The following is a 22,375-nucleotide window of genomic DNA, read 5'->3' as shown; positions in this document are numbered from 1 at the left end:
ACTCCTTTATGGAAATTCAAAAGATTAGGATACGATGCCGAGGATGTCGGATTCTTTCAGGATCAGCAGGTCTTCGCCGTTCAGCTTGACCTCGGTGCCGCCCCACTTGCCGAACAGGATACGGTCGCCGGCCTTGACGTCGAGCGCGACTTGCTCGCCCTTGTCGTTACGGGCGCCGGGGCCAACGGCGACGACTTCGCCTTCCTGCGGCTTTTCCTTGGCGGTGTCCGGAATGATGATGCCGCCCTTGGTCTTGGCTTCTTCTTCAACACGCTTGACCAGGACGCGGTCGCCTAACGGGCGAAAGCTCATGGGATATCCTCCAGATGAAAGTGTAAGTGTGTTAGCACTCGATTGGTGTGAGTGCTAACGGCGCGCTTGAGGTAGTCGCGAGGTCAATTTGTGTCAAGAAGGCGTAAGTGGAATTTTTTGTGAAAGCGATCTTACGAACTGAAATATTGCTGTTCCAAATAATCACATACCATACCGTCCTTTTTTGAAATGGTAGCGCTTTGTTTACCACGTTTCGGCTAACGCAGTCAGAGCAATCGTTTTCTGTGATCACATCGTGGTTGTGGCGGATGACGTTCAGGGGGCAGGACATTGACACGTTCTAGGTTTATTGACGGCGCCGATAGCGTTCAGAGCGCAAGACCGATGTCATGCTGATGGCGTCCAAGTCCAAGCGCGATTTTCGCAACCTGGCCAATATCACCGAAACGGCCTCGACCAGCCGCATCCTCAACCTGGCGCATGTCCACAGCCAGAGCGCCAGTGACCCGGACTACGGCATCAAGCCCTTCTTCAGGAATGGCAAGCTGAACAAGGCGGTGCTGATCAAGCACACCCTGCGTCCGAACGAGCTGGAGCTGTTCCAGAAGCCGCGCCGCTCGGCGACCAAGATCATCATGCCGTTCGACCCCAACGACCTGCGGCTGGGCGGCGAGGCCTTCTTCATCAATCAATACGGCTACGACCGCAGCATCCGCGCGCTGCTATCGACATCGGACGGCCAGGGCCAGACGGATATGGAGACCCTGGCGGTGCTGGACACCCTGCCGTCGCTGGACCCGTTCCTGCTGCGGGAATCGCTGGCGCGCAAGGGCATCCAGCCGGCGGCCTGTTACCTGCGCATCTCGGCCAACGACATTTCCAGCATGATCACCTTCGCCAACCAGGAAATCGAGCGGCTGATCAATATCGCCTACCAGGACGGCGCCAAGGCGGCATCGATGCGTTTTACCGGCAAGATCCTGTCGGACAGCCTGGACAAGGAGCTGGAGCCGCTGAAGGCGACCCTGCGCTTGAGCCCAAGCCAGTTCGCCGACGGCATTTTTTCGTGGCGCGGGTTTCTCTATTTCAAATGGCGCCACCTCGACCTGCAGTCGGAACTGCGTGCGGTCATCGACGGCCTGGCGAAATACCAGCCGATCGGGCTGATCGACGCCGAGGTGAAGGAACTGCTGACCACCGTCCGGCCGCGCCTGGCCAAGCGTATCCTGACGGCGCTTGGCAATGTCGGCAACATCCTGCATCACTATGACGCCTCATATGCGGCGCTGATCGAAGGCCATGATCCGGGACCGTTCCGCCAGTTCCTGCTCGATGGACCAAAGATGTTCTTCGAACTGGGTGAGCACGTCGGCATACTGACGCACATCGCGTCCTTCTGGTCGTACCGGATGAGCGGCGGCCCTGCGCGGCGGCTGACGCCGCTCGACTATGCCGACACCCTGCTCGACTTCGACGAAAGCCTGTCCTGCGTCTTTATCGGGGATTAGGTAAAGCCAGGTCCGCCACGACCGGGAAGTGATCCGAGATGACCTTGCCGTCGAACGAGTCGGTGAGGACGCCATATCGGATCACGACTGTGTCGCGGCTGACGAAGATGTGGTCGATGGCGTCGCCGGATTTCGCGATGTCGAAGCCGTTGAATGTGCCCCTCGGTCCGAACGCGGTTTTGGCGAGTGTGTGGGCATCGGCCAGCTTCAGGCCCTTGTCGTCGGTCAGGACGCGATAGGGTGCGCTGTCCGGGCCGCTGTTGAAATCACCCAGAACGACGATATCGGCCTTTGGCCAGATGGGCGTGGCTTCGATCTGCTTGGCGCATTTCTCACGCGCGACGGCGCCGATATGATCGAAGTGGGCGTTGCGTACGTCCAGCAGCCGGCCGGATGCTTTCTCACGCAGGATCAGCCGCGTAAGGGTGCGCGGCAGGTTGGCGTCGTAATCCTTGCTGGGGACATTGGGCGTCTTCGAACACCAGGTGGTCTCCGCCTTGACCAGGTCGAAGCGGTCGGTGCGGTAAAGCACCGTCGTGGTTTCGCCCTCGGCCTCGCCGTCATCGCGCCCAACGCCGTAGCGGCCATAGCCCGGAAGATCCGCCACCAGCGCATCGACCATGGGCAGCAGGGCTTCCTGAAGGCCGATAATGTCCGGTGCAAGGAAGGCGATCTGGCGCGCCATGTGGGGGCGGCGTTCCGGCCACGGCGGCACGTCGGACGGATTGTCGTAGCGGATATTGTAGCTCATTACGCGCAAAGGGTCCGCTTTGGCGGTTTCGGCGGCGGCGGGCAGGGCAAGCGCGAGCAAGGCGGCAAAGGCGAGAACAGGCTGACGAATCATGGCGGACCTCCGGAACTTGGCGGTTGTTTAGCAGAGGCGTGATGACGCTATTATGGCGGCCTGGACCACATCGCGGCAACCCGCTGGCGCCGCGGCGACATCGATGACCTTAGGCGCGTCATGGTCTTGTGGCTACGAAGAATCCATGCTTGTATGCCGCCGGGCGCGGGGGAGACGCGTCCCCACAAAATGGACGGGCTCCGGGACGCCCGCCGATAAATGCGTGCAAACAAGCGAGGAAGCGGCCCGCGATATGTCCTTTGATACAACCCCACAGGGGGACTCCCTGCATCTGAACCGGCGCGGCCTGCTGGGCGTCGCCGCCTTTGTTACCCTTTTCGGTTCCGCCCTGATCGCTCCCCTGGCGCGTGCCGCCGAAGCGGATGCGACCGGCCTGACCGGTGGTTTTGCGCCATCGCGAAAAGTTCTCAATCCGGCGCAGCGCGCCGTCCTTGAGGCCGCCAGTGAGCGCATTGTGCCCACGACCGATACGCCGGGCGCCATCGCCGCCGGCGTCCCCGACTACATCGAAATGATGCTGGTGGATTTTTTCACTGCGCCGGAACGCGATAGTTTCATCAAGGGGCTGGATGCGCTTGCCGCCCACAGCGCCGGTTTCGCCAAGGCCAAGCCGGCGGATCAGGACGCTGCCCTGACCGCGCTGATGACCGGCAAGGTGACGGCGGCGCCGGCCGATTTCTGGGCGTCGCTGCGCCAGATGGTTCTGACCGGCTATTATACTTCGGAAACCGGCGTCACGATCGAGCGGTCCTACCTGCCGGTGCCCGGCGAATATGACGGCCACTACCCTTACGCCAAGGTCGGCCGCATTTTTGCGGGCTGATATTTCATCGTATCGCCAGCCCGGGCCGTTGTCGCCGGGCGCATGGCTGTAAATTGTAATCGAATACAAAGCTCGCGCAGACGAGCTTCCCCGGAGGTTAAAGACTATGGCTCAGGCCGGAACATATGATTTCGATGCGATCGTCATCGGATCGGGAATCAGCGGCGGGTGGGCCGCCAAGGAACTGACCGAAAAGGGCCTGAAGGTCCTGATGCTCGACCGCGGCCGCATGGTCGAACACGGCGACTACCCTTACGACGGCAAGGGCGCATGGGAGATGCCCTATCGTGGCCGGGTGCCTAAGGAACTCGTCGCCAGCGACTATTTCCAGAGCCGTTTCGGCGGGGCTGATGGCTCCGACCGCATCCAGTACTTCAACAATGACCGCCTCAACCCGTACGCCTACGAAGACTCGAAAGCCTATCGCTGGGTAAGGCCGGCGATCTTCGGCGGCAAGTCGATCACCTGGGGCCGGGTGTCTTTACGCTGGAACGCCGTCGACTTCGAGGCCAACAAGAAGGACGGCTACGGTAATGACTGGCCGGTGCGTTACGAAGACATCGCGCCGTGGTATTCCTACGTGGAAAAGTGGGCGGGCATCGCCGGTTCGAAGGAAGGCCTGGACGAACTGCCCGATGGTGAATTCCAGCCGCCGCACCCGATGAACATCGCCGAGGAATGGGTCAAGCCGCGCTTCGAAGCCGCCAATCCCGGCCGCAAGCTGATCCATATCCGCAACGCCAACATGACCGAGGACAAGCCGGAGCAGGGGCGGACGCGCTGCCAGAACCGGTCGCAGTGCGCGCGCGGATGCTCGTTTGGCGCCTATTTCTCGACCCAGGCCTCGACCCTGCCGGCGGCGATGGCAACAGGCAACCTGACCGTCATGCCGGACTCGGTGGTGACCAGCCTTGAATACGACGAGAAAGCCAAGCGCGTCACCGGCGTGCGCGTCGTCGATGCCAATACAAAGGTCGGCAAGGTTTATCGTTCGCGCATCGTCTTTGTCTGCGCCTCGTCGAATTCGTCGGTCCACCTGCTGCTCAATTCGCGCGCCGAAGGCCGCTCGGACAGCTTCGCCAACCGGTCGGGGACGCTCGGCCGCTACGTCATGGACCACATCTTCCGCGTCTCGGTCGGAGGCCAGGTTCCAGGCTTTGAGGACACAATCGAATATGGCCGTCGTCCGGGCGGCATCTATGTGCCGCGCTTCCGCAATCTCGGCCGCGCCGGCGAAGAAGAGGTCGGTTACCTGCGCGGCTTCGGCTATCAGGGCGGCGCTGGTCGCGGTCCGGCTGATCCGGGCGGCTTCGGCGCCCAGATGAAGGACGGCATGCGCAAGTACGGTCCGTGGAACTTCGGCATGACGGCCTTTGGCGAATGCCTGCCGTACAAGGACAATACCCTGACCCTGCATCCGACCAAGGTCGACCGCTATGGCGTGCCGCAGCTCATCTTCAACGTGACCTTCCGCGAAAACGAGCACAAGATGATGGCCGACGCGCTGGAGACCGGCAAGAAGATGCTGACGGCGGCGGGCCTCAAGAACGTCTACGGCAACCAGGACGTCCATGTGCCCGGCGACGCCATCCATGAAATGGGCGGGGCGCGCATGGGCAACGATCCGAACGATTCGGTCGTCAACAAGTGGAGCCAGCTGCATGATGCGCCGAATGTCTTTGTCACCGACGGCGCGCAGATGGCCTCGACCTCCTGTGTCAATCCGTCGCTCACCTTCATGGCCTTTACGGCCCGCGCCGCCGACTATGCCGCCAAGCAGTTCAAGGCGGGTGTGATTTAATTATCCCCCCTCTCCCCGTTTACGGGGAGAGGGCCGGGGTGAGGGGCCTCTTTCCGCGCGTGTGGAAGGTTCCATTGCCCCTCATCCGGTTCGCTCAATCGCGAACCACCTTCTCCCCGTAAAACGGGGAGAAGGGAATCAGAAAGGAACTTCACAATGACCGTTCGACTCTCCCGCCGCCATTTCTTCGCAGGCGCAGCCGCCCTGTCCGCCGTTGGAATGGGCGGCGCTGCCTTCGCCGGCCTCGGCGGCAAGCCGTTCAAAAAGATCGGCGTCCAGCTCTACACCGTCCGCGATGCCTTGAACGCCGACCCGGCCGGCACGCTGGCCAAGGTGCGTGCCATTGGCTTCGACGAGGTCGAAACCGCCGGCATGGCCGGCAAGTCCGCCAAGGAATTCCGCGCCTTGCTGGACGGCGCCGGGCTGACCTGCGCGTCGGGCCATGTCGGCTATGCCGACTGGTTCAATCGCCCCGAAGCCGCGCTCGACGACATGGCGGCGCTGGGCGCGAAATACGCCGTCCTGGCCTGGCTTGAGGGCGACCAGCGCAAGGAATGGGTCGCGCTGGGCAAGAAGATGAATCACTGGGGCGAGCTGTGCAAGGCGCGCGGGATGACCATGGCCTATCACAACCATGACTTCGAGTTCCAGAACACGCCGGAGGGCCTGCCCTTCCACCTGCTGCTGGAACACACCGATCCGAAGCTCGTGGCGTTCGAACTCGACTGCTATTGGGCCAGCTTCGCCGGCCACGATCCCGTCCATGTCCTGCACGAGCACGGCGACCGCATCCGGCTGCTGCACGTCAAGGACAAGGGCGCTGACGGCAAGATGACGCCGGTCGGCCAGGGCACGATCCCGTGGGCCAAGGTCTTCGAAGCGGGCAAGAAGGCGGGCGTGACCAATATCTTCGTCGAGCACGACAACCCAGCCGATCCGTTCGCCAGCATCACGGCCAGCATCAAGTACCTGAAGGGCTAAGAGACGGTCAGCGCAATAAAGGCCCATAAAAACAACCGGGTCAGTGAGGAAAAGGGGAATATGGCCGCGTCAACATTAAACGCAGACGTCATCATCGTGGGTTCGGGCGCAGGGGGCGGCATGACCGCCTACGCCCTGACCCGGGCGGGTATCCGCTGCTTGGTGCTCGAGGCAGGGCGTAATTACGACCCCGCGACCGAAATCAACATGCTGGGCCAGGAGCACGAGGCGCCGCTGCGCGGCCAGGGCACGACGGACAAGCCATTCGGCTTCTACGACGCCACGATCGACGGCGGCTGGCGCGTGCCGGGGGAGCCTTATTCGGTCGCCAAGGATACAAAGTTCGAATGGTGGCGGGCGCGGATGCTGGGCGGACGCACCAATCACTGGGCGCGTCACGTGCCGCGCTTCGGCCCCTATGATTTCAAGCCCTTTTCGCGCGACGGCCTGGGTGTCGACTGGCCGATCTCTTATGACGACGTTGCCCCCTGGTACGACAAGACCGAAGAGGTCGTCGGCATCTGGGGCGCGCCGAACGGGCTGGAAAACCATCCCGACTCGCCGCCGGGCATCGCCCATACGCCGCCCAAGCCGCGCGCCTACGAGCTGCTGATCAAGGCGGCCGCCGGCGAACTGGGCATTCCGGTCGTGCCATCGCGCTATGCGATCCTGACTAAGGACAAGCCGGACAAGGTCGCGCCGCGCAGCGCCTGCTATTATGCCAGCCCGTGCGGACGCGGCTGCAATATCGGCGCGGCCTTCCAGACGACGACCTCGCTGCTGCCCATGGCGATGGCGACGGGACGGCTCAAGATCGTCACTAATGCCATGGTCTCGAAAGTCCTGATGAAGGGCAAGGACCGGGCCGAGGGCGTCGAATATATCGACAAGACGACCGGCCAGACCCATCAGGTGCGCGCCAAGGCCGTCGTGCTGGCCGCCAGCGCGTGCGAGACCTCGCGCCTGCTGCTCAATTCGCGCAATGCCGACTATCCCAACGGGCTGGCCAATTCGTCGGGCCAGGTCGGACGCAACCTGGTCGACACGGTCGGCGGTGGTGTCTCGGGCTTTATCCCCGGGCTGGAAGGCCGGCCGGTCTATAATGAGGAAGGCGCCGACCAGGCGCACATGTACATTCCCTGGTGGCTCTATAAGGAGCAGGCCGAGGGCAAGCTCGACTTCGCGCGCGGCTATCATTACGAAATCGGTGGTGGCTTCCGCGTGCCGGGGCCCTGGACCGGCGGCGCCGACCTGCCCAATGTCAATGGCGCGGATCTGCGCGCCGCGCTCAGGCGCAAGATGGGCAGCCGCGTCAGCCTGACTGTTCGTGGCGAGATGATCCCGAACAAGGACTGCTATGCCGAGATCGACCCCAGCCTGAAGGACAAGTGGGGCATCCCCGTCCTGAAATATCACTGGAAGTGGTCCAGCCAGGAAATCAACATGGTCCGGCACGGCATGGTGACGGCGCGCGCCATCATCCGCCGCATGGGCGGGACCGTCTACAAGCCCGAGGAGACGGCCGAGGAAAATATCAAGGACGGCGGCGTCATCATCCACGAAGGCGGCACGGCGCGCATGGGGGCCGATCCGAAGACCTCGGTGCTCGACCAATGGCAACAGTGCTGGGACGTGCCGAACCTGCTGGTGACCGACGGTGCGATGCTGGCGTCCAATCCGCACAAGAACCCGACGCTGACCATCATGGCGCTGGCCTGGCGCGCCAGTGAAAATCTGGCCGCCAAGCTGAAGGGAGGGGCCTTCGCATGACCCTCACACCCACACGCAGGCACACCCTGCAATGGATGTTTGCCGGTCTGGCCGCCGTGCCGGCTCTGCCGCAACTGGCCATGGCGGCCGATGGCGTCACGGGCGCACTGGACCCCAGGATCGCCTGGCCGAACCTGGAGCTGCCGGTCAATGCCTCGCTTGGCTACGGCACCGATCCGAACCTGATGGAGCCGTCAGCGCCGTGGACTTTGATCCTCAGCGCGCGGCAAAAGGCGGTGCTGAACCTGATCGGCGACATCGTCCTGCCGCGTGAAGGCGAGGACCCAGGCGCCGGTGAACTGATGATCGCCGACTTCATCGATGAGTGGGTCAGCGCGCCTTACGAAGGCCAGGCGTGGGACCGGGGGCTGGTCATGAACCTCCTGGCCTGGCTCGACCTGCATGCCCGCGGCTTGTCGGGCAAGGACTTCCTCGATGCCGGCAAGCCCGTCCAGGACCTGATCGTCGCCGAACTGATGCGCGATCCGGTGCCGCAACACCTGTTCCAGGCGTCTTCGGCCTTCCACCGCCTGCGCGGCCTGATTGTCGGCGGCTACTGCACGACGCCGGAAGGCAAGGCCGCCATCGGCTATATCGGCAATACGCCCATCATCGGCGAATGGCCTGGACCGACCGACGAGGCCATGGCGCACCTGCGGGGCTTGCTGAAAGATCTGAAATTGCCGGTGACGGTTTAGATCGGAATGATTTTAGATGGAAGCAATCATCCCGATCTAAGTTTTTGCTTTGTCGCGATATTTATGGCGAAAACCGCTTCACACTTTTCGCCATATCGCTCTGGAGGAGGTCAGAAATGACGACACGACGTTCGATGATCCTGATGGGTGCGGCGGCGCTGCTGGCCGCGCCAGTGGTGGCTTGCGCGGCCGAAGCGCCCTGGACGCCCTTGTTCAACGGCAAGGACCTCAGCGGCTGGCGGCTCTACAAGGGCGGCGCGGCAGGTGACGGCTGGGCGGTCGAGGACGGGGCGCTTACGCTCAAACACGCCGGTGGCGGCAATATCGTCACCGAGGCCGAATATGGCGACTTCGAGCTGGAATTCGACTGGAAGATTTCGAAGAACGGCAACAGCGGCGTCATGTACTTCGTCCGTGAATTGCCGCAGGCGGCCCAGCCGTACCATACCGGGCCGGAATACCAGGTGCTCGACAATGCCGGCCATGCCGATGGCAAGATCCCCTCACACACGGCCGGCGCCATATACGACCTGGTCACGCCGTCAACGGACGCCTCAAAGCCCGTGGGCGAATGGAACCACGCACGGATCGTAGTGAAGCGCGGTCACATCGAACATTGGCTGAACGGCAAGAAGGTCGCCGAGTCGTCCTACGGCGACGCGAAATGGAAGGCGCTCGTCGCCGGGTCGAAGTTCAAAGCCATGCCCGACTTCGCCACCGAACCGATGGGGCGCATCTGCCTCCAGGACCACGGCGACCCGGTCTGGTATCGCAATATTCGCATTCGCAAGCTCTAACCCTGCGAGAGGTGAAGCGTCGCCACGCCGGCCACGACGCAGGCGACGCCAATCCAGCCCGCGCGGCTGACCTTTTCGCGCGTGAACAGCCAGGCCAGCACGACAGTGATCGCGCTGGCCGCGGCGCTGAGCGCGGTCGCAACGGCGATCGATCCGCCTGCCTGGCCGAAGGCGAGCGCCAGATAGCCCCCACAAGCCAGAAGCGCCGAGGCGAAGACCAGGGCCGTGTCCTTCAGGCTGGTCATGCGCACGGATTGCCTGCGCACCAAGGCCAGCAATGCCACGACCAAGGTCGCGAACAGATAGTGGATCCAGATCGTTCCCACCGCGCCGAAGACCGGCACGGAATATTTGCCCTGCAACCAATAGGCGATGCCGTAGAACAGGGCCGAACCGCTCGCGGCCAGCCAACCGGAATGCTTTGACTGCGCCTTGTCCTTGCCGTCTGGCGATGGCGAGGCCGCCAGGACCGCGCCCACGCCGGCCAGGGCGAGTCCAGCGCCGGCGGCCGGGGTCAGGTCTTCGCCCGTAACGAACGAGAGCATGGCGCCGACAGCGCCGTAACAGGCCATGACGGGCGCGACGACCGCGACCCGGCCTTTGGCAAGTCCGTGATAAAGGCAGGCGGTGCCGGCCATGACCATCAGGCTGGAGCCGAGCAGGATGAGCCACTGCAGGGGCGGGACGCTCAACCGCACCGGGTGCACGAAGACAGCCAGCGTCAGGAGCACGGCCATCAACGCCTGTCCCCATAGCATGGTGCGCAGTACGCCGGTTTCCTTGTTCGCGAAGCGCGCGACCAGATTGGTCACACCGTAGAGCAGGGCAGAGGCTGCTCCGAACAGGATGGCTTCGTTCATCGATACGCCTCAAATTGACTTGGTGAGGCGGTACAATGTGGCAGCGCCCGGCCATACAATCTCCAGGTTGACACATAAAAACACCATGCAGGCGAAAGACTCGCCCTATAAAGAAATCTTTAACACCCTTGGCGGGAATATCGTTTCGTCCGTTACCGCTCACTGCGTCACAAATGTAACAGATACCGAAAGTGTGAATGCATGCGCCTCAGAGCCGATAAATGGGAATTGACAGCGCAGTCATTTCGCCTTATCCCAATAATAACAATGGTACCGCTCTCAAAGCAGGTATCGTAAAAACGAAGACAGAACTACCCGCCGTGAAGATGCGGGATTGAAATATAAAATTTGGGAGACGAAATCAAAATGGAGACCTTTGCGGACTTTTGACCTTATTAGTTCTGGAAGCGAAAGCTCCCATTAAGAATTGATAGCGCTAACATCGGTAATTCGCGGCATGCGTCCGCGAATTGTGTTGGCTGTTCCGTCTGCAATACTGGTTGAGACTCAATCCAAATTTTAAAAAAGCTTCGCCCGCCTACGAGTGGGATGAGGATGTGCGCATCGTCGCGGCTTGCCTACAAAGGCAGGATAAAAAGCGGCCGGGCGAGCGCGCTGGTAAAACAGAGAAATGGGAGACAGATCCAATGACTACTGTATCGCGTAGCAAATTGAAGGGCGCCGTGCGCGGCGCCTTCCTGGGCGGCGTATCCACGCTCGCCCTTGTCGCCATGGCCGGCACGGCTATGGCCCAGGACGCCCCCGCCGCCCCGGCAGCGGATTCGGACGTCGTCGTCGTCACCGGCGTTCGCGGCTCGCTGCAACGTTCGATGAACATCAAGAAGAACGCCACCGGCGTCGTCGACGCCATCTCGGCGGAAGACATCGGCAAGTATCCGGACACCAACCTGGCCGAGTCGGTCCAGCGCATTCCCGGCGTCTCGATCGACCGCGTCAACGGCGAAGGCTCGAAGGTCACGGTGCGCGGCTTCGGCCCCGGCTTTAACCTGGTGACCCTGAACGGCCGCGTCATGCCGACCGCCTCGATCGACCTGATCGGTACCGGCAACGCCTTCGCGGGCGGCGGTTCGCGTAACTTCGACTTCTCGAACATCGCTGCTGACAGCGTTTCGGGCTTCGAAGTCTACAAGACCGGCAAGGCCCACGTCGCTTCGGGCGGCATCGGCGCGACGCTGAACATCAAGACCCTGCGTCCGATCGGTAAGTCCGGTTCGACCGGCGTTCTCGGCATCAAGGCCCTGCACGCCGACAACCTGGTCGACGGCAAGGACTGGACCCCGGAAGTCACCGGCGCCTACAGCTGGACCAATGACTCGAAGACCTTCGGTCTGTCGCTGTTCGGCCAGTACACTGAGCGTGACAACGCCACGCGTCAGGCGACCCAGAACAACTGGAACCTCGACACCCGCGCCCAGTTCTATGATCCCAACAGCGGCCGCCTGCGCTATGCCGCCGACAAGACAACCCTGCTGACGCAGATCACCAATGCACCGCCGGCCGGTTCGCTGGTCGCCTATCCGAACGACAGCCGTTACGCCCTGTCGCAGACGCACAACCAGCGCACCAATATCGGCGCGACGGCGCAATTCCGTCCGGCCGAAAACTGGCTTCTGACGGTCGACGCCCTCTATGTCGAAAACAAGGGTACGGAAGAGCGCGCCGAGCAGACCAACTGGTTCAACCGTCCCTTCGACCAGATCAAGTTCGAGCAGGGTGAATCGGGCATCTACAACGCCCTGTACCTTCAGGAAAACCTGAACGGCACCAAGGACATCGGCTTCGAACAGCAATACCTCGGCCAGAAGAACACGCTGCAGTCCATCGGCTTCAACGCCCGCTGGGACATGAGCGACAAGGCCACCCTGACCTTCGACGTCCACAGCTCCGAAGGCAAGGCGACGCCGGATCTTTCGAACGGCACGTCGTCCGTCATGATGTCGATCGGTGCACCGGTCGTGAAGGACCACTCGGTCGACTTCACCAGCGGCATTCCGGTGCAGAAGTACACCGTATGGGACGGCAATCCGGTTTACCGGACCAACTCTGCCGGTCTGCTCGTCAACTCGGCTAACGTCGCCATCGTCGATGCCAACGGCAACTACCTGGCTGGCTTCTCGGCGGCGGACCGCGTCATCGCCAGCTATCGCGGCAACAACAACGGCAAGATGGACGTGGGTGACCTGGGCAGCCAGGTTGCGCGCACGGCGACCAACAGCCAGCAGCACAAGGTCGATCAGGTCAAGGTTGACTTCAGCTATGACTTCGACGGCGAAAGCCGCTTCGACGCCGGCGTTGATTTCAGCAAGGCCAGCATGACCACCACCACGGGCAGCACCTACCAAGCGCTGGGTGACTGGGGCATCGGCAATCCGGGCGACATCGCCCAGTACGCGCCGGGCCTGGTCGAGACCTACGACCTGGGCAGCCTGTTCGAAGACTTCGATGTCGGCCAGGCGGACATCGCCTTCCGCGGTAATGCTTTGGACATCTATCAGGCCATGGCGGCGTCATCGCTGTACAACGCAACGATCCCGACGGCGGCCATGACGTCGAACACCGTCGAAGAGCAGATCATGGCGGCCTATGGCCAGTTCACCATGAAGGGCGACTTCCTCGGCCGCCGCGCCACGGTCGTTGCCGGCCTGCGCTACGAAAAGACCGACATCACCGCTTCGGCGCTGCAAAGCACGCCGATCGCCATCCGCTGGACGGCCGACAACGACTTCACCGTCGACAGCAGCTCAGCGACTGTCGCTCAGGAATACAAGTCGGACTACAGCAACTGGCTGCCCAGCCTCGACATCTCGTGGGAAGCCATGGATGACGTGATCGTGCGCGCCTCGTTCTCCAAGACGATCGCTCGTGCGGCCTACGGCAACCTGTACGCCACGACCGCTCCGGGCACGCCGCCGCGTCCGACCGCCAACGGCACCAATCCGACCGCGACCCGCGGCAACCCGGCCCTGCTGCCGCTGGAATCGTCGAACGTCGACTTCTCGGCTGAATGGTACTACGGCCGCGACAGCTACGTCTCGCTCGGCTTCTACAACAAGGACGTGAACAACTTCGTCGGCACCGGCCGCATCCAGGCGAACCCGTTCGGCCTGCGTGACCCGTCGTCGGGCGCAGCCGGTTCGCGTTCGGGCATCGCCAAGGACATCCTGGCTGGCATCAACCAGTCGACGACCGACGTGAACCTGTTCACGATGACGGCGCTGTACGACCACTACCTGAAGACCGGCAGCAGCGACGCCACGGCCCGCAACCAGGCTCGCTCTGACTACCAAGCCAACCTGGATGGCTCCGGCAACCTGAACCAGACCTATGTCGACCAGGTGCTGAAGGCCTATGACCTGGTGGCCGACGCCAACGATCCGCTGTTCGTGTTCGAGACCAATATCCCGGTCAACAACAAGACGGCCAACCTGCACGGCTTTGAAGCTGCCTTCCAGCACTTCTTCGGCGATACGGGCTTCGGCGTCTCGGGCAGCATGACGACGGTCAACGGTGATATCGGTTTCGACAATTCGGCGCCTTCGGGCACGCAGCAATTCCCGCTGCTCGGCCTGTCGAACACCTATAACATCACGGCCATCTACGATAAGGGCAACTGGTCGGGCCGCGTCTCCTACAACTGGCGCGACGAGTTCATCTCGGCGACCAACGTAGGCGCTCAGGGTGACCCGCAGTACACCGAAGCGTTCGGCACGATCGACGCCTCGCTGAACTACCAGATCACGGATAACCTCCAGGCGACCTTCGAAGGCCTGAACCTCAACAAGGCGCACATCCGTATCTTTGGTCGCGACAAGACCAACATCTACTTCGCCCAGGAACTTGACTCGCGTTACCAACTGGGTCTGCGTTACAAGTTCTAATCTTTCGTGACGGCTCTGGCCGTAACGGGAAAAGGCCGCGGCTTCAACCGCGGCCTTTTTCTTACCCGCGTGTTTGACACGCGAGCCGCGATGACGTCAGGTATGGTCGTCGTGGTTCGGATTGTTGTTTAACCCGAAAACCGTGTACGGGTTTTGGCGTATTACTCCCAAGGATTACATGCATGACCCAGGTCGTTCTGCTGGATAATGTCGAGCACCATGATTTGCGGCTGATCACGCGTTTTGCGCCGGACCTTGGCGACCGGGTGAATCTGGTTCTGGTCGTCCCGACCGAATTTGCCGAGGTGCAACGCGAATACCCAATTCTGTTCCGCCGCTCGGAAAACGGCACTTTCCAGGCCTTCGCTTTGCTGGGGTTCGAAAAGGACGAAAATCTTTACCTCGACGACAATGGCTGGCATGCCCAGTATATTCCCGCCATGCAGGCGCGCGGTCCGTTCCGCATCGGGTTCCGCCAGCAGGATGGCCAGGGTGGCCGAGGCGAACCGATGATCATGGTCGATCTCGATCATCCGCGCATCAGCCGCACCGAAGGTGATCCGCTGTTCCTGCCGCACGGCGGCAACGCGCCGGCCTTCGAGCGCGCCGTCGAGACCCTGCGCACCCTGCATTCGGGAGTCGAGGCCAGCGATGCCATGTTCGCCGTTTTCGCGGAGGCGGGGCTGCTGGCGCCGGTCGAAATCAATATCCAGTTCGACGAAACGGCGCGCTACACGCTTCCCGACTTCTTTGCGATCAGCGAGGAGGCCTTGTCGCAGCTTGACGGTGAAACCCTGCAAAGACTGAACCAGTCGGGCTTTCTGACCCTGGCCTACTGCGCTCTCCTGTCGAAGGGCAACCTGGCGCGGCTGATCGATCTCAAGGCCAGGCGGCGCCAGAATCTGTAGTCCCGGACCGTCGTTCAATGCCTCTTACTTCACGAACCGTGCGGACTTTTGACGGCACGCCACCGGATCAGGTGCCGTTCGACCAATTGATGGCCGAGCAGCAGCCTACCGTCCTGAAAGGCGTGGCGCGTGACTGGCCGTTGGTACGCGAAGGCCTTGCGTCGCCGGCCTCGGCCATGGCCTATCTCAAGGGCTTCTATCAGGGGCGCCCTGTCGCCGCCTTTACGGGCGAACCAGAGATCAAGGGGCGTTTTTTCTACAATGATGACGTAACGGCGCTGAACTTCCGGGCGGAGCGCGCCCGGCTCGATGAGGTGCTCGATCAACTGGCGGCGCACCTCGACGATCCGGCGGCGCCGTCCCTCTATATCGGCTCAACCGATCTCGATCTTTATCTTCCAGGTTTGCGTGCGCAAAACAGCCTTGTCCTGAACCACCCGATGTTCACGGCGCAGCCCTATCTGGCCAGCATCTGGATCGGCAACCGGACCACGGCGACGGCGCATCACGACATGTCGCACAATATCGCCGTCTGCGTCGCCGGACGGAGACGTTTCACCCTGTTCCCGCCGGAGCAGGTCCATAACCTCTATCCGGGACCGCTCGATCCGACGCCAGGCGGCCAGGTCGTCAGCATGGTCGATTTCCGCGACCCGGACTATGACCGCTATCCGCGTTTTCGCGACGCCGTGGCCAATGCCGAGGTCGCGGATCTTGAGCCGGGGGATGTGCTCTTCTATCCCGCCCTGTGGTGGCACCATGTCGAGGCGCTGGAAGCCTTCAACATCCTGGTGAACTACTGGTGGAACACGGCGCCGGCCTATATGGACACGCCACAGAACACGCTTTTGCACGCCATACTGTCATTGCGCGACCGCCCTGAGGCAGAGAAGCAGGCGTGGCGGGCCATGTTCGACTACTATATTTTCGGTCCCGCCGGTCAGGCCGGGGCGCATCTGCCCGAACAGGCGCGCGGCCTGCTGGGGCCACTCGACGACATGAAGGCACGCAGGCTTCGCGCCATGCTGCTCAACAAGCTGAACAGATAACCGGGGAATTCGACGTGAGCGGACAGGCCGTAAGGAAGGTGGTCATTGCCGGCGGCGGGACGGCCGGCTGGTGCGCGGCAGCGGCGTTGAGCAAGCTTCTGGGCCCGTTGCTCGATATCACGCTCGTCGAATCCGAAGAGATCGGCATCGTCGGCGTCGGCGAGGCGACCATCCCGACCTGCCGGACCTTCCATCACCTGCTCGGTATCGACGAGCGCGAGTTCCTGCGCGCGACCAATGGTACCTTCAAGCTGGCCATCGCCTTCGAGGACTGGGCGCGCAAGGGCGACCGTTATATCCATTCGTTTGGCGAGATGGGCAAGTCGTCGTGGATGGCGCCCTTCCACCACCTCTGGCTCCAGGCACGCGCGGAAGGCGTCGCCGGTCCTATCGGCGAATACGGTTTCGAATACCAGGCGGCCGAAGCCGGCAAGTTCCAGACCGGCGAAAACGCCAGGATCAACTATGCCTACCACTTCGATGCCGGACTTTACGGCCGGTTCCTGCGCGGCATCAGCGAAAAGGCCGGCGTCAAACGTGTCGAAGGCCGTATAGAAACCGTCGCGCAGGACCCGGAGAGCGGCTTCATTACGGAACTGGTGCTGCAATCGGGGGAGAGGATCGCAGGCGACCTGTTCATCGACTGCACCGGCTTCCACGGCCTGCTGATCGAAAAGACGCTCAAGACAGGGTACGAGGACTGGAGCCGCTGGTTGCCGACCAATCGGGCCGTGGCGGTCCAGACCGAATCTCACGGGGCATTGACGCCCTATACCCGCGCCGCGGCGCACGATGCCGGCTGGCGCTGGCGTATTCCGCTGCAGAACCGGGTTGGCAACGGCCTGGTCTATTGCAGCGACTACCTGTCGGACGATGCGGCGCGCGACCGCCTGTTGTCGCTGGTTGACGCCCCGGCCCTGATCGAGCCGCGCCTGATCCGCTATCAGACCGGCCGCCGGCTGAAGTCGTGGAACAGGAACTGCGTGACGCTTGGGCTGTCGAGCGGCTTTATCGAGCCGCTGGAATCGACCAGCATCCACCTGTTCCAGATCGGCGTGACGCGGCTGATCCAGCTGTTCCCGCTGGCCGGCATCACGGACGCCCTTGTCGATCATTACAATGCCCTGTCGCGCAACGAACTGGAAAAGGTGCGCGATTTCGTCATCCTGCATTATGCGCTCAATGAGCGCGAAGAGCCCTTCTGGCGCGACCGGCGCGGGATGACGCTTCCGGACACGCTTATCGAACGCATCGCCCTGTTCACCGAAAGCGGCATCGCCTACCAGGCGCCGGACGACCTGTTCCGCGTCGATTCCTGGGTACAGGTCATGCTGGGGCAGCGGCTGGAACCGAAACGCTGGCACCCCGTCGGCCAGATGATGGGCCGCGACCAGATGGCGGCGGCGCTGGGTAACCTCAAAGGCGGCATTGCCCGCGCGGTGGCGGGCATGCCGACCCATGAGGATTTTATTCGGCAGTATTGCGCGGTCTGATTTCTCGAGCGATATGCCAAAAAGTGTGCAGCGGTTTTTGGCTAAATATCGCGACCAAACAAAAACTTAGATCGGCATGATGTTTCCATCATACCGATCTAAGCCGCTTTCACGCCAACCGTCTTGCCCAGCAGGGCCGGGACCTCGCCGGCGGGAATAGCGCGGCTAAGCAGGAAGCCCTGGATGCCGGGGCAGCGTTCCTCGCGCAGGTGGTCGAGCTGTTCCTCGGTCTCGACGCCTTCGGCGACGCAATCGAGGTCGAGCTGGCGCGCCAGGTCGAGGATGCTGTGGACGATCGCGGCCGTCGAGTTGTCGTTCATCATGTCGCGCACGAAGCTGCGGTCGATCTTGATGCGGTCGAGCGGGAAGCGCTTCAGATAGCTCAGCGACGACCAGCCGGTGCCGAAGTCGTCGAGCGACAGCTTCACACCCATGGCCTTCAGGTCGTGCATAATGCGCATGGTCGCTTCGGTATCGTCGAGCGTCAGGCTCTCGGTCAGCTCCAGTTCCAGCCATTCCGGCTTAAGGCCGGTATCGTCCAGCGCCTCGCGCACCGTGCGAATAATGTCGCCACGATAGAACTGCTGGGCCGACAGGTTGACGGCCATGCGAAGCGGCGGCAGGCCCTGGGTCTGCCACGCCACGTTCTGGGCGCAGGCCGTGCGCAGCACCCAGCGGCCAACCTCGACCATCTTGCCGTGTTCTTCCAGAAGCGGAATGAACAGGCCGGGCGGGACCGTGCCTTCCGACGGATGCTGCCAGCGGATCAGGGCTTCGACACCGGTGATGCGCGACTTGTCGAGCGAATATTGCGGTTGGTAATGCAGGACGAATTCGCCGCGTTCGCAGGCGCCATGCAGGTCGTTCGACAGGGTGTGCCAGCGTTCGGCCGCCATGCTGAGGTCGCGGGTGAACAGGCGATAAGTGCCGCGGCCCTTCTTCTTGGCCTGATACATGGCGGTGTCAGCGGCCTGGAGCAGGGCGGCCGGGTTGTCGCCGTCGCCCGGATACATCGCGATGCCGATGCTGGTGCCGATGCGCAAGTGATGGCCCTGAATGACTGCGGAGGGTTGCAGGACCTCGAGGATGCGCTGCGCCAGGCCTTCAGCGTCGGCGACGTCGGTCAGGCCTGAGGCCGCGATGACGAACTCGTCGCCGCCGAGGCGCGCCGGGGTGTCGGTTTCACGCAGCACGCTGCGGATGCGCCTGGAGACCTCCTCCAGCAGGCCGTCGCCGACGAGATGGCCCAGGCTGTCATTGATGTGCTTGAAATGGTCGAGGTCGAGCAGCAGCAGGGCGACCTGGGTCTGGTCGCGGCGGGCGTGCGCCATCGCCTGGTTGAGGCGATCGAGCAGGAGGGTGCGGTTGGGCAGGCCGGTCAGGGCGTCGTGCAGGGCCAGGTAGCGCACGCGCGCCTCGGCCTCCTTGCGCGCCAGGACGTCGCGGAAGGTGCATTGCGCCAGCAGACGCGTGCCGGCGCGGTAGGTGGTGCCGACGACCTCGACGCTGACAGCCGTGCCGTCGGCCTTCTCCCATGACCATTCTTCCCACTTCATCTGGCCGGTGGCGCGCAACGCATCGACCATGGCCGTGCCGCCGCTTAAGCGTTCGAGGATGGCGACGTCTTCCACGCGGCGGCCACGGACCTCGGATGAACGGACGTCCAGCATCTGAGCGCACTGGCTGTTCAGGTCGTGGACCGTGCCCTCTTCGCAGTCGAGAACCAGTATGCCGTCGCCGGCGGTTTCGAACAGGCGGCGGTGGCGCAGTTCGGAGTCGCGCAACCCCTGCTGCGCTTCGCGCAGGGCCAGGTGGGTGCGGACGCGCGCCAGCAGTTCCTCGACCTGGAATGGCTTTGAGACATAGTCGACGCCGCCGGCGCCGAAGGCCTTGACCTTGCTGTCGACGTCGGTCAGCGCGGTCATGAAGATGACCGGGACGTCGCGCATATGGTCCTGCTGTTTCAGCCGCCTGCAGGTCTCGAAGCCGTCGAGGTCCGGCATCATGATGTCGAGCAGGACGAGGTCGGGCTGGACGTAACCGATGCGTTCAAGCGCTTCCAGGCCACCCAGAGCAACGAGGACTTCGTAGCCGTGGATTTCGAGATGGTCGACCAGGACGCCCAGATTGAGCGGATTGTCGTCGACAACAAGAATGCGTTGCTGAGTCATGTCTTTACTCCCCGCCGGTTAAGCGGCGGTCCTCTGGTAGGCGTACTGTTCGATCAACCGCAGGACGGCTGGTGATTGGTAGGTGGCGGTCAGGGCGTCGAGGCGCCCGGCAAAGGCTTCGTATTGCGGGCTCATGGCGATAATTCCGGGCAGTTCCTTGCGGATGGCGCGCAGATTGCCGGCGCGCGCCAGATCCAGCAGGCGGTCGAGCACGTCGGCTGGCGGCGCGACCATGGCGGCCTCGGTCTGGCTGGCGGGGGCGACTGCGTCCGCGTCCCCGGCCGACAGCAGGTCCGCGATGCAGGCGGTCAGCTGGTCGAGATCGACCGGTTTGGCCAGCAGGCGGTTGGCGCCCGCCGACAGGGCGGCGGCCTCCGCGTCCTGCGACGGGTTGGCGGTTATGATGATAACCGGGATGGCGGCGGTGGCGGGACGGGCGCGCAGGCGGGTGACGGCTTCCAGCCCGCCCATGACCGGCATTTCCACGTCCATGAGGATAATGTCCGGGCGGTGCGCGGTGGCGCGCTCGATGGCCTCGCAGCCATTGACCGCTTCGGAGATGCGGAAGCCCAGGGCCGATAGCGACGTTTTCAGCAAAGTGCGGTTGGCTTCGACGTCCTCGACGATCAGGACGTCGTAGCGCGCGCCGTCGATGGCGACCGGTGCGCGTGTCTGGGAAGCGTCGTCACCGTCGTCGGCGCAGGCAAGCGGGAAGGGGGCTTCGACGCGGAAGCGGCTGCCTTCGCCGGGCCGGCTTTCGACGGTGATTTCGCCCTGCATCATGGTGACGATCTGGTGTGTGATGGCCAGGCCCAGCCCGGTGCCACTGCTGCGGTCGATGGCGTTGCCGGCCTGTTCGAACGGGCGGAAGATGCGGCCGATCTGCGCTTCGGGGATGCCGATGCCGGTGTCCTGGACGTCAAAACGCAGGCGCGCCGCGCCGTCGCCGCAGGCAACAACAGAGACATCGAGCCTGACCATGCCATGGGTGGTGAATTTGATGGCGTTACCCAAAAGGTTGATCAGCACCTGACGGACGCGCTTCTGGTCGGCGACGACGTTATCAGGCACATCAGCAGCGATGGTCACCGCGAAGGTCAGGCCTTTCTCCTCAGCCCGCAGGCGGACCATCTGGCCGACGGTCTGGACGCAGGCCCGGATGTCGAAGGCGGCGGGCAGCAGTTCCAGCTTGCCCGCCTCGACCTTGGCAATATCCAGGATGTCGGTGATCATGGTCAGCAGGTGTTCGCCCGAATGATGGATCGTCCGGACGGCCGCCATCTGCTGGTCGGTCAGCGTGCTGACCTTCAGCAACTGGGCGTAACCCAGTATGGCGTTCAGGGGCGTACGCAGCTCGTGGCTCATATTGGCCAGAAACTGGGACTTGGCGGCACTGGCGGCTTCGGCGGCGGCATGGGCGCGGGCCAGCACGGCCTTTTCCTCGGCCAGGCGCAGGCGGCGGGCTTCATAGCCGCGGCGCAGGTCCAGAAAGCGGAAAACCAGGAAGCCGCCGGTCAGGACCAGCCAGACCCCGAGGATGATCAGGTACCATTGGGCCGTCGACAGCGAGGCGCCGCTGAAGGTGATGCGTTCGACAGAGGCATTGAAATGGCCAATGGCGATGTTGTTGCCCGATACCAGTTCGACGGCCAGGACTTCGGACAGGTCGGTATCGACGTTCTCCTTGGTCAGCTTGTGCCTTTGCAGCCACCAGGTTTCCGGAATGAGCTGGCCTTCCGACAACGCGATCTCGTTCATGCCGTTGACGACGTCGAACTCGGCCATGAGCGGCATGGTCTGGTCATCGACCTTGCCGGTCAGCGATTTCGGCAGGCGGGTCTTTACGACGATCCGCATGCTGTCGCCGACGCCGGCATAGGTCATGCGTATATGGAGCTTCTGGGCATAAGACAGGTCCTTGCCCTTGCCGTTCTGAACCAGGCTCATCCCGTAGCCGCAGAAGGGGTAGGGCGCGCCGGGCTTCAGGTCGCAACCCCATTTCAGCGGGCGCTGCATATCCGTCTTGATGTCCGTCTTGCCGTTTTCGCCGTCGTCGGCGTAGGTGTAGGGATAGAAGACCTGGGTCGGAACGCGGCCGTCCTTGGGGGTAAAGATCAGCTCTTTATTGGTAACGGCGCCCTGGCCCAGCACGGCCGCGAAGGTCAGCGCCAGCAGCATGAAGATGACCGCTTCGACCCTGAGATGGCTGTAGTGCAACCAGCCGCCGGCCGGACGCGATGGCGCGGGACAGAGGCCGTCTGACATTGGCGAGACGGAGGGCGATTTTTTCGCTTCCGTGGTCCGGGGTGAACGCGTGTACAAATGATCCTGCTCGGCTAAGCGGCAATGCCTTCTGGCATAAGGGCTTACCTCGGTGATAACATTGAATATTTAGCAAATGATTAGTGTCGCAATTATCGGTTACATGCTGCCCGGAACGCATGAATTCCGTTTGTTATTTGTTTACCATTGACAATTC

Annotated in this window: 16 protein-coding genes; 11 read left to right on the top strand and 5 right to left on the bottom strand. The window is 62.7% G+C overall.

Going from position 1 to position 22,375, the window contains the following annotated elements; genetic code table 11:
- Window positions 1-24: 24 nt before the first annotated feature.
- Window positions 25-312 (bottom strand): co-chaperone GroES, encoded by a 288-nt coding sequence (gene groES / locus J2X24_RS02550; RefSeq protein ID WP_192621960.1) that lies wholly within the window; start codon window positions 310-312, stop codon window positions 25-27.
- A gap of 350 nt (window positions 313-662) precedes the next feature.
- Between groES and J2X24_RS02545 the strand changes: the two genes are divergently transcribed.
- Window positions 663-1,781, top strand: coding sequence for a hypothetical protein (locus J2X24_RS02545; protein ID WP_209716095.1), 1,119 nt, complete (start codon window positions 663-665; stop codon window positions 1,779-1,781).
- Here the strand turns inward: J2X24_RS02545 and J2X24_RS02540 are convergent.
- Entirely contained in the window at window positions 1,768-2,625 is an 858-nt protein-coding gene (locus tag J2X24_RS02540) for an endonuclease/exonuclease/phosphatase family protein (RefSeq protein WP_209716092.1), read from the bottom strand. The two genes, J2X24_RS02545 and J2X24_RS02540, sit on opposite strands and share 14 nt — an antisense overlap.
- A 253-nt stretch (window positions 2,626-2,878) precedes the next feature.
- Between J2X24_RS02540 and J2X24_RS02535 the strand changes: the two genes are divergently transcribed.
- From J2X24_RS02535 to J2X24_RS02510, 6 genes are all read left to right on the top strand, one after another.
- Window positions 2,879-3,469: a gluconate 2-dehydrogenase subunit 3 family protein gene (locus tag J2X24_RS02535; RefSeq protein ID WP_209716089.1), complete on the top strand. Its 591-nt coding sequence runs from the start codon at window positions 2,879-2,881 to the stop codon at window positions 3,467-3,469.
- Between the two features lie 106 nt (window positions 3,470-3,575).
- Complete coding sequence (locus J2X24_RS02530; protein WP_209716086.1) at window positions 3,576-5,270, top strand: GMC oxidoreductase; 1,695 nt, start codon at window positions 3,576-3,578, stop codon at window positions 5,268-5,270.
- 156 nt (window positions 5,271-5,426) lie between these two features.
- On the top strand, window positions 5,427-6,251 hold the full coding sequence (locus J2X24_RS02525) for a sugar phosphate isomerase/epimerase family protein (RefSeq protein ID WP_209716083.1): 825 nt from the start codon (window positions 5,427-5,429) through the stop codon (window positions 6,249-6,251).
- 60 nt (window positions 6,252-6,311) lie between these two features.
- Window positions 6,312-8,021, top strand: a complete 1,710-nt coding sequence (locus J2X24_RS02520; RefSeq protein WP_209716081.1) for a GMC family oxidoreductase — start codon at window positions 6,312-6,314, stop codon at window positions 8,019-8,021.
- Window positions 8,018-8,719 (top strand): gluconate 2-dehydrogenase subunit 3 family protein, encoded by a 702-nt coding sequence (locus J2X24_RS02515; RefSeq protein ID WP_209716078.1) that lies wholly within the window; start codon window positions 8,018-8,020, stop codon window positions 8,717-8,719. The genes J2X24_RS02520 and J2X24_RS02515 overlap by 4 nt, the downstream gene beginning before the upstream one ends.
- Before the next feature lie 116 nt (window positions 8,720-8,835).
- Window positions 8,836-9,516 (top strand): 3-keto-disaccharide hydrolase, encoded by a 681-nt coding sequence (locus tag J2X24_RS02510; RefSeq protein ID WP_209716075.1) that lies wholly within the window; start codon window positions 8,836-8,838, stop codon window positions 9,514-9,516.
- Here the strand turns inward: J2X24_RS02510 and J2X24_RS02505 are convergent.
- Window positions 9,513-10,376 (bottom strand): DMT family transporter, encoded by an 864-nt coding sequence (locus tag J2X24_RS02505; protein ID WP_209716072.1) that lies wholly within the window; start codon window positions 10,374-10,376, stop codon window positions 9,513-9,515. The two genes, J2X24_RS02510 and J2X24_RS02505, sit on opposite strands and share 4 nt — an antisense overlap.
- A 647-nt stretch (window positions 10,377-11,023) precedes the next feature.
- Here J2X24_RS02505 and J2X24_RS02500 point away from each other — a divergent pair.
- The 4 genes from J2X24_RS02500 (at window position 11,024) to J2X24_RS02485 (ending at window position 17,725) form a co-directional block, all read left to right on the top strand.
- Window positions 11,024-14,275 (top strand): TonB-dependent receptor, encoded by a 3,252-nt coding sequence (locus J2X24_RS02500; RefSeq protein ID WP_209716070.1) that lies wholly within the window; start codon window positions 11,024-11,026, stop codon window positions 14,273-14,275.
- Between the two features lie 182 nt (window positions 14,276-14,457).
- Complete coding sequence (locus J2X24_RS02495; RefSeq protein WP_209716067.1) at window positions 14,458-15,183, top strand: SapC family protein; 726 nt, start codon at window positions 14,458-14,460, stop codon at window positions 15,181-15,183.
- A 17-nt stretch (window positions 15,184-15,200) separates the two neighbouring features.
- Window positions 15,201-16,232: a cupin-like domain-containing protein gene (locus J2X24_RS02490; RefSeq protein ID WP_209716064.1), complete on the top strand. Its 1,032-nt coding sequence runs from the start codon at window positions 15,201-15,203 to the stop codon at window positions 16,230-16,232.
- A 14-nt stretch (window positions 16,233-16,246) separates the two neighbouring features.
- Entirely contained in the window at window positions 16,247-17,725 is a 1,479-nt protein-coding gene (locus tag J2X24_RS02485) for a tryptophan halogenase family protein (RefSeq protein WP_209716061.1), read from the top strand.
- Between the two features lie 98 nt (window positions 17,726-17,823).
- Here J2X24_RS02485 and J2X24_RS02480 read toward each other — a convergent pair whose 3' ends face one another.
- Window positions 17,824-19,896 (bottom strand): putative bifunctional diguanylate cyclase/phosphodiesterase, encoded by a 2,073-nt coding sequence (locus J2X24_RS02480; RefSeq protein WP_209716059.1) that lies wholly within the window; start codon window positions 19,894-19,896, stop codon window positions 17,824-17,826.
- 18 nt (window positions 19,897-19,914) lie between these two features.
- Window positions 19,915-22,161: an ATP-binding protein gene (locus J2X24_RS02475; RefSeq protein WP_209716056.1), complete on the bottom strand. Its 2,247-nt coding sequence runs from the start codon at window positions 22,159-22,161 to the stop codon at window positions 19,915-19,917.
- Window positions 22,162-22,375: the final 214 nt, after the last annotated feature.

The organism is Asticcacaulis solisilvae (genome assembly GCF_017875235.1).
In the GTDB taxonomy this organism is placed as follows: domain Bacteria; phylum Pseudomonadota; class Alphaproteobacteria; order Caulobacterales; family Caulobacteraceae; genus Asticcacaulis; species Asticcacaulis solisilvae_A.
The sequence above is the reverse complement of the archived record's forward strand: the minus strand, read 5'-3'. Positions and strand labels throughout refer to the sequence as shown.

What these genes read in the sequence shown, in the direction of transcription:
- J2X24_RS02490 (WP_209716064.1), top strand. Translation starts at nt 15,201, where the DNA reads ATGCCTCTTACTTCACGAACCGTGCGGACTTTTGACGGCACGCCACCG.
- J2X24_RS02475 (WP_209716056.1), bottom strand. Translation starts at nt 22,161, where the DNA reads ATGTCAGACGGCCTCTGTCCCGCGCCATCGCGTCCGGCCGGCGGCTGG.
- J2X24_RS02535 (WP_209716089.1), top strand. Translation starts at nt 2,879, where the DNA reads ATGTCCTTTGATACAACCCCACAGGGGGACTCCCTGCATCTGAACCGG.
- J2X24_RS02515 (WP_209716078.1), top strand. Translation starts at nt 8,018, where the DNA reads ATGACCCTCACACCCACACGCAGGCACACCCTGCAATGGATGTTTGCC.
- J2X24_RS02520 (WP_209716081.1), top strand. Translation starts at nt 6,312, where the DNA reads ATGGCCGCGTCAACATTAAACGCAGACGTCATCATCGTGGGTTCGGGC.
- J2X24_RS02495 (WP_209716067.1), top strand. Translation starts at nt 14,458, where the DNA reads ATGACCCAGGTCGTTCTGCTGGATAATGTCGAGCACCATGATTTGCGG.
- J2X24_RS02540 (WP_209716092.1), bottom strand. Translation starts at nt 2,625, where the DNA reads ATGATTCGTCAGCCTGTTCTCGCCTTTGCCGCCTTGCTCGCGCTTGCC.
- J2X24_RS02530 (WP_209716086.1), top strand. Translation starts at nt 3,576, where the DNA reads ATGGCTCAGGCCGGAACATATGATTTCGATGCGATCGTCATCGGATCG.
- J2X24_RS02505 (WP_209716072.1), bottom strand. Translation starts at nt 10,376, where the DNA reads ATGAACGAAGCCATCCTGTTCGGAGCAGCCTCTGCCCTGCTCTACGGT.
- J2X24_RS02525 (WP_209716083.1), top strand. Translation starts at nt 5,427, where the DNA reads ATGACCGTTCGACTCTCCCGCCGCCATTTCTTCGCAGGCGCAGCCGCC.
- J2X24_RS02545 (WP_209716095.1), top strand. Translation starts at nt 663, where the DNA reads ATGCTGATGGCGTCCAAGTCCAAGCGCGATTTTCGCAACCTGGCCAAT.
- J2X24_RS02500 (WP_209716070.1), top strand. Translation starts at nt 11,024, where the DNA reads ATGACTACTGTATCGCGTAGCAAATTGAAGGGCGCCGTGCGCGGCGCC.
- groES (WP_192621960.1), bottom strand. Translation starts at nt 312, where the DNA reads ATGAGCTTTCGCCCGTTAGGCGACCGCGTCCTGGTCAAGCGTGTTGAA.
- J2X24_RS02510 (WP_209716075.1), top strand. Translation starts at nt 8,836, where the DNA reads ATGACGACACGACGTTCGATGATCCTGATGGGTGCGGCGGCGCTGCTG.
- J2X24_RS02480 (WP_209716059.1), bottom strand. Translation starts at nt 19,896, where the DNA reads ATGACTCAGCAACGCATTCTTGTTGTCGACGACAATCCGCTCAATCTG.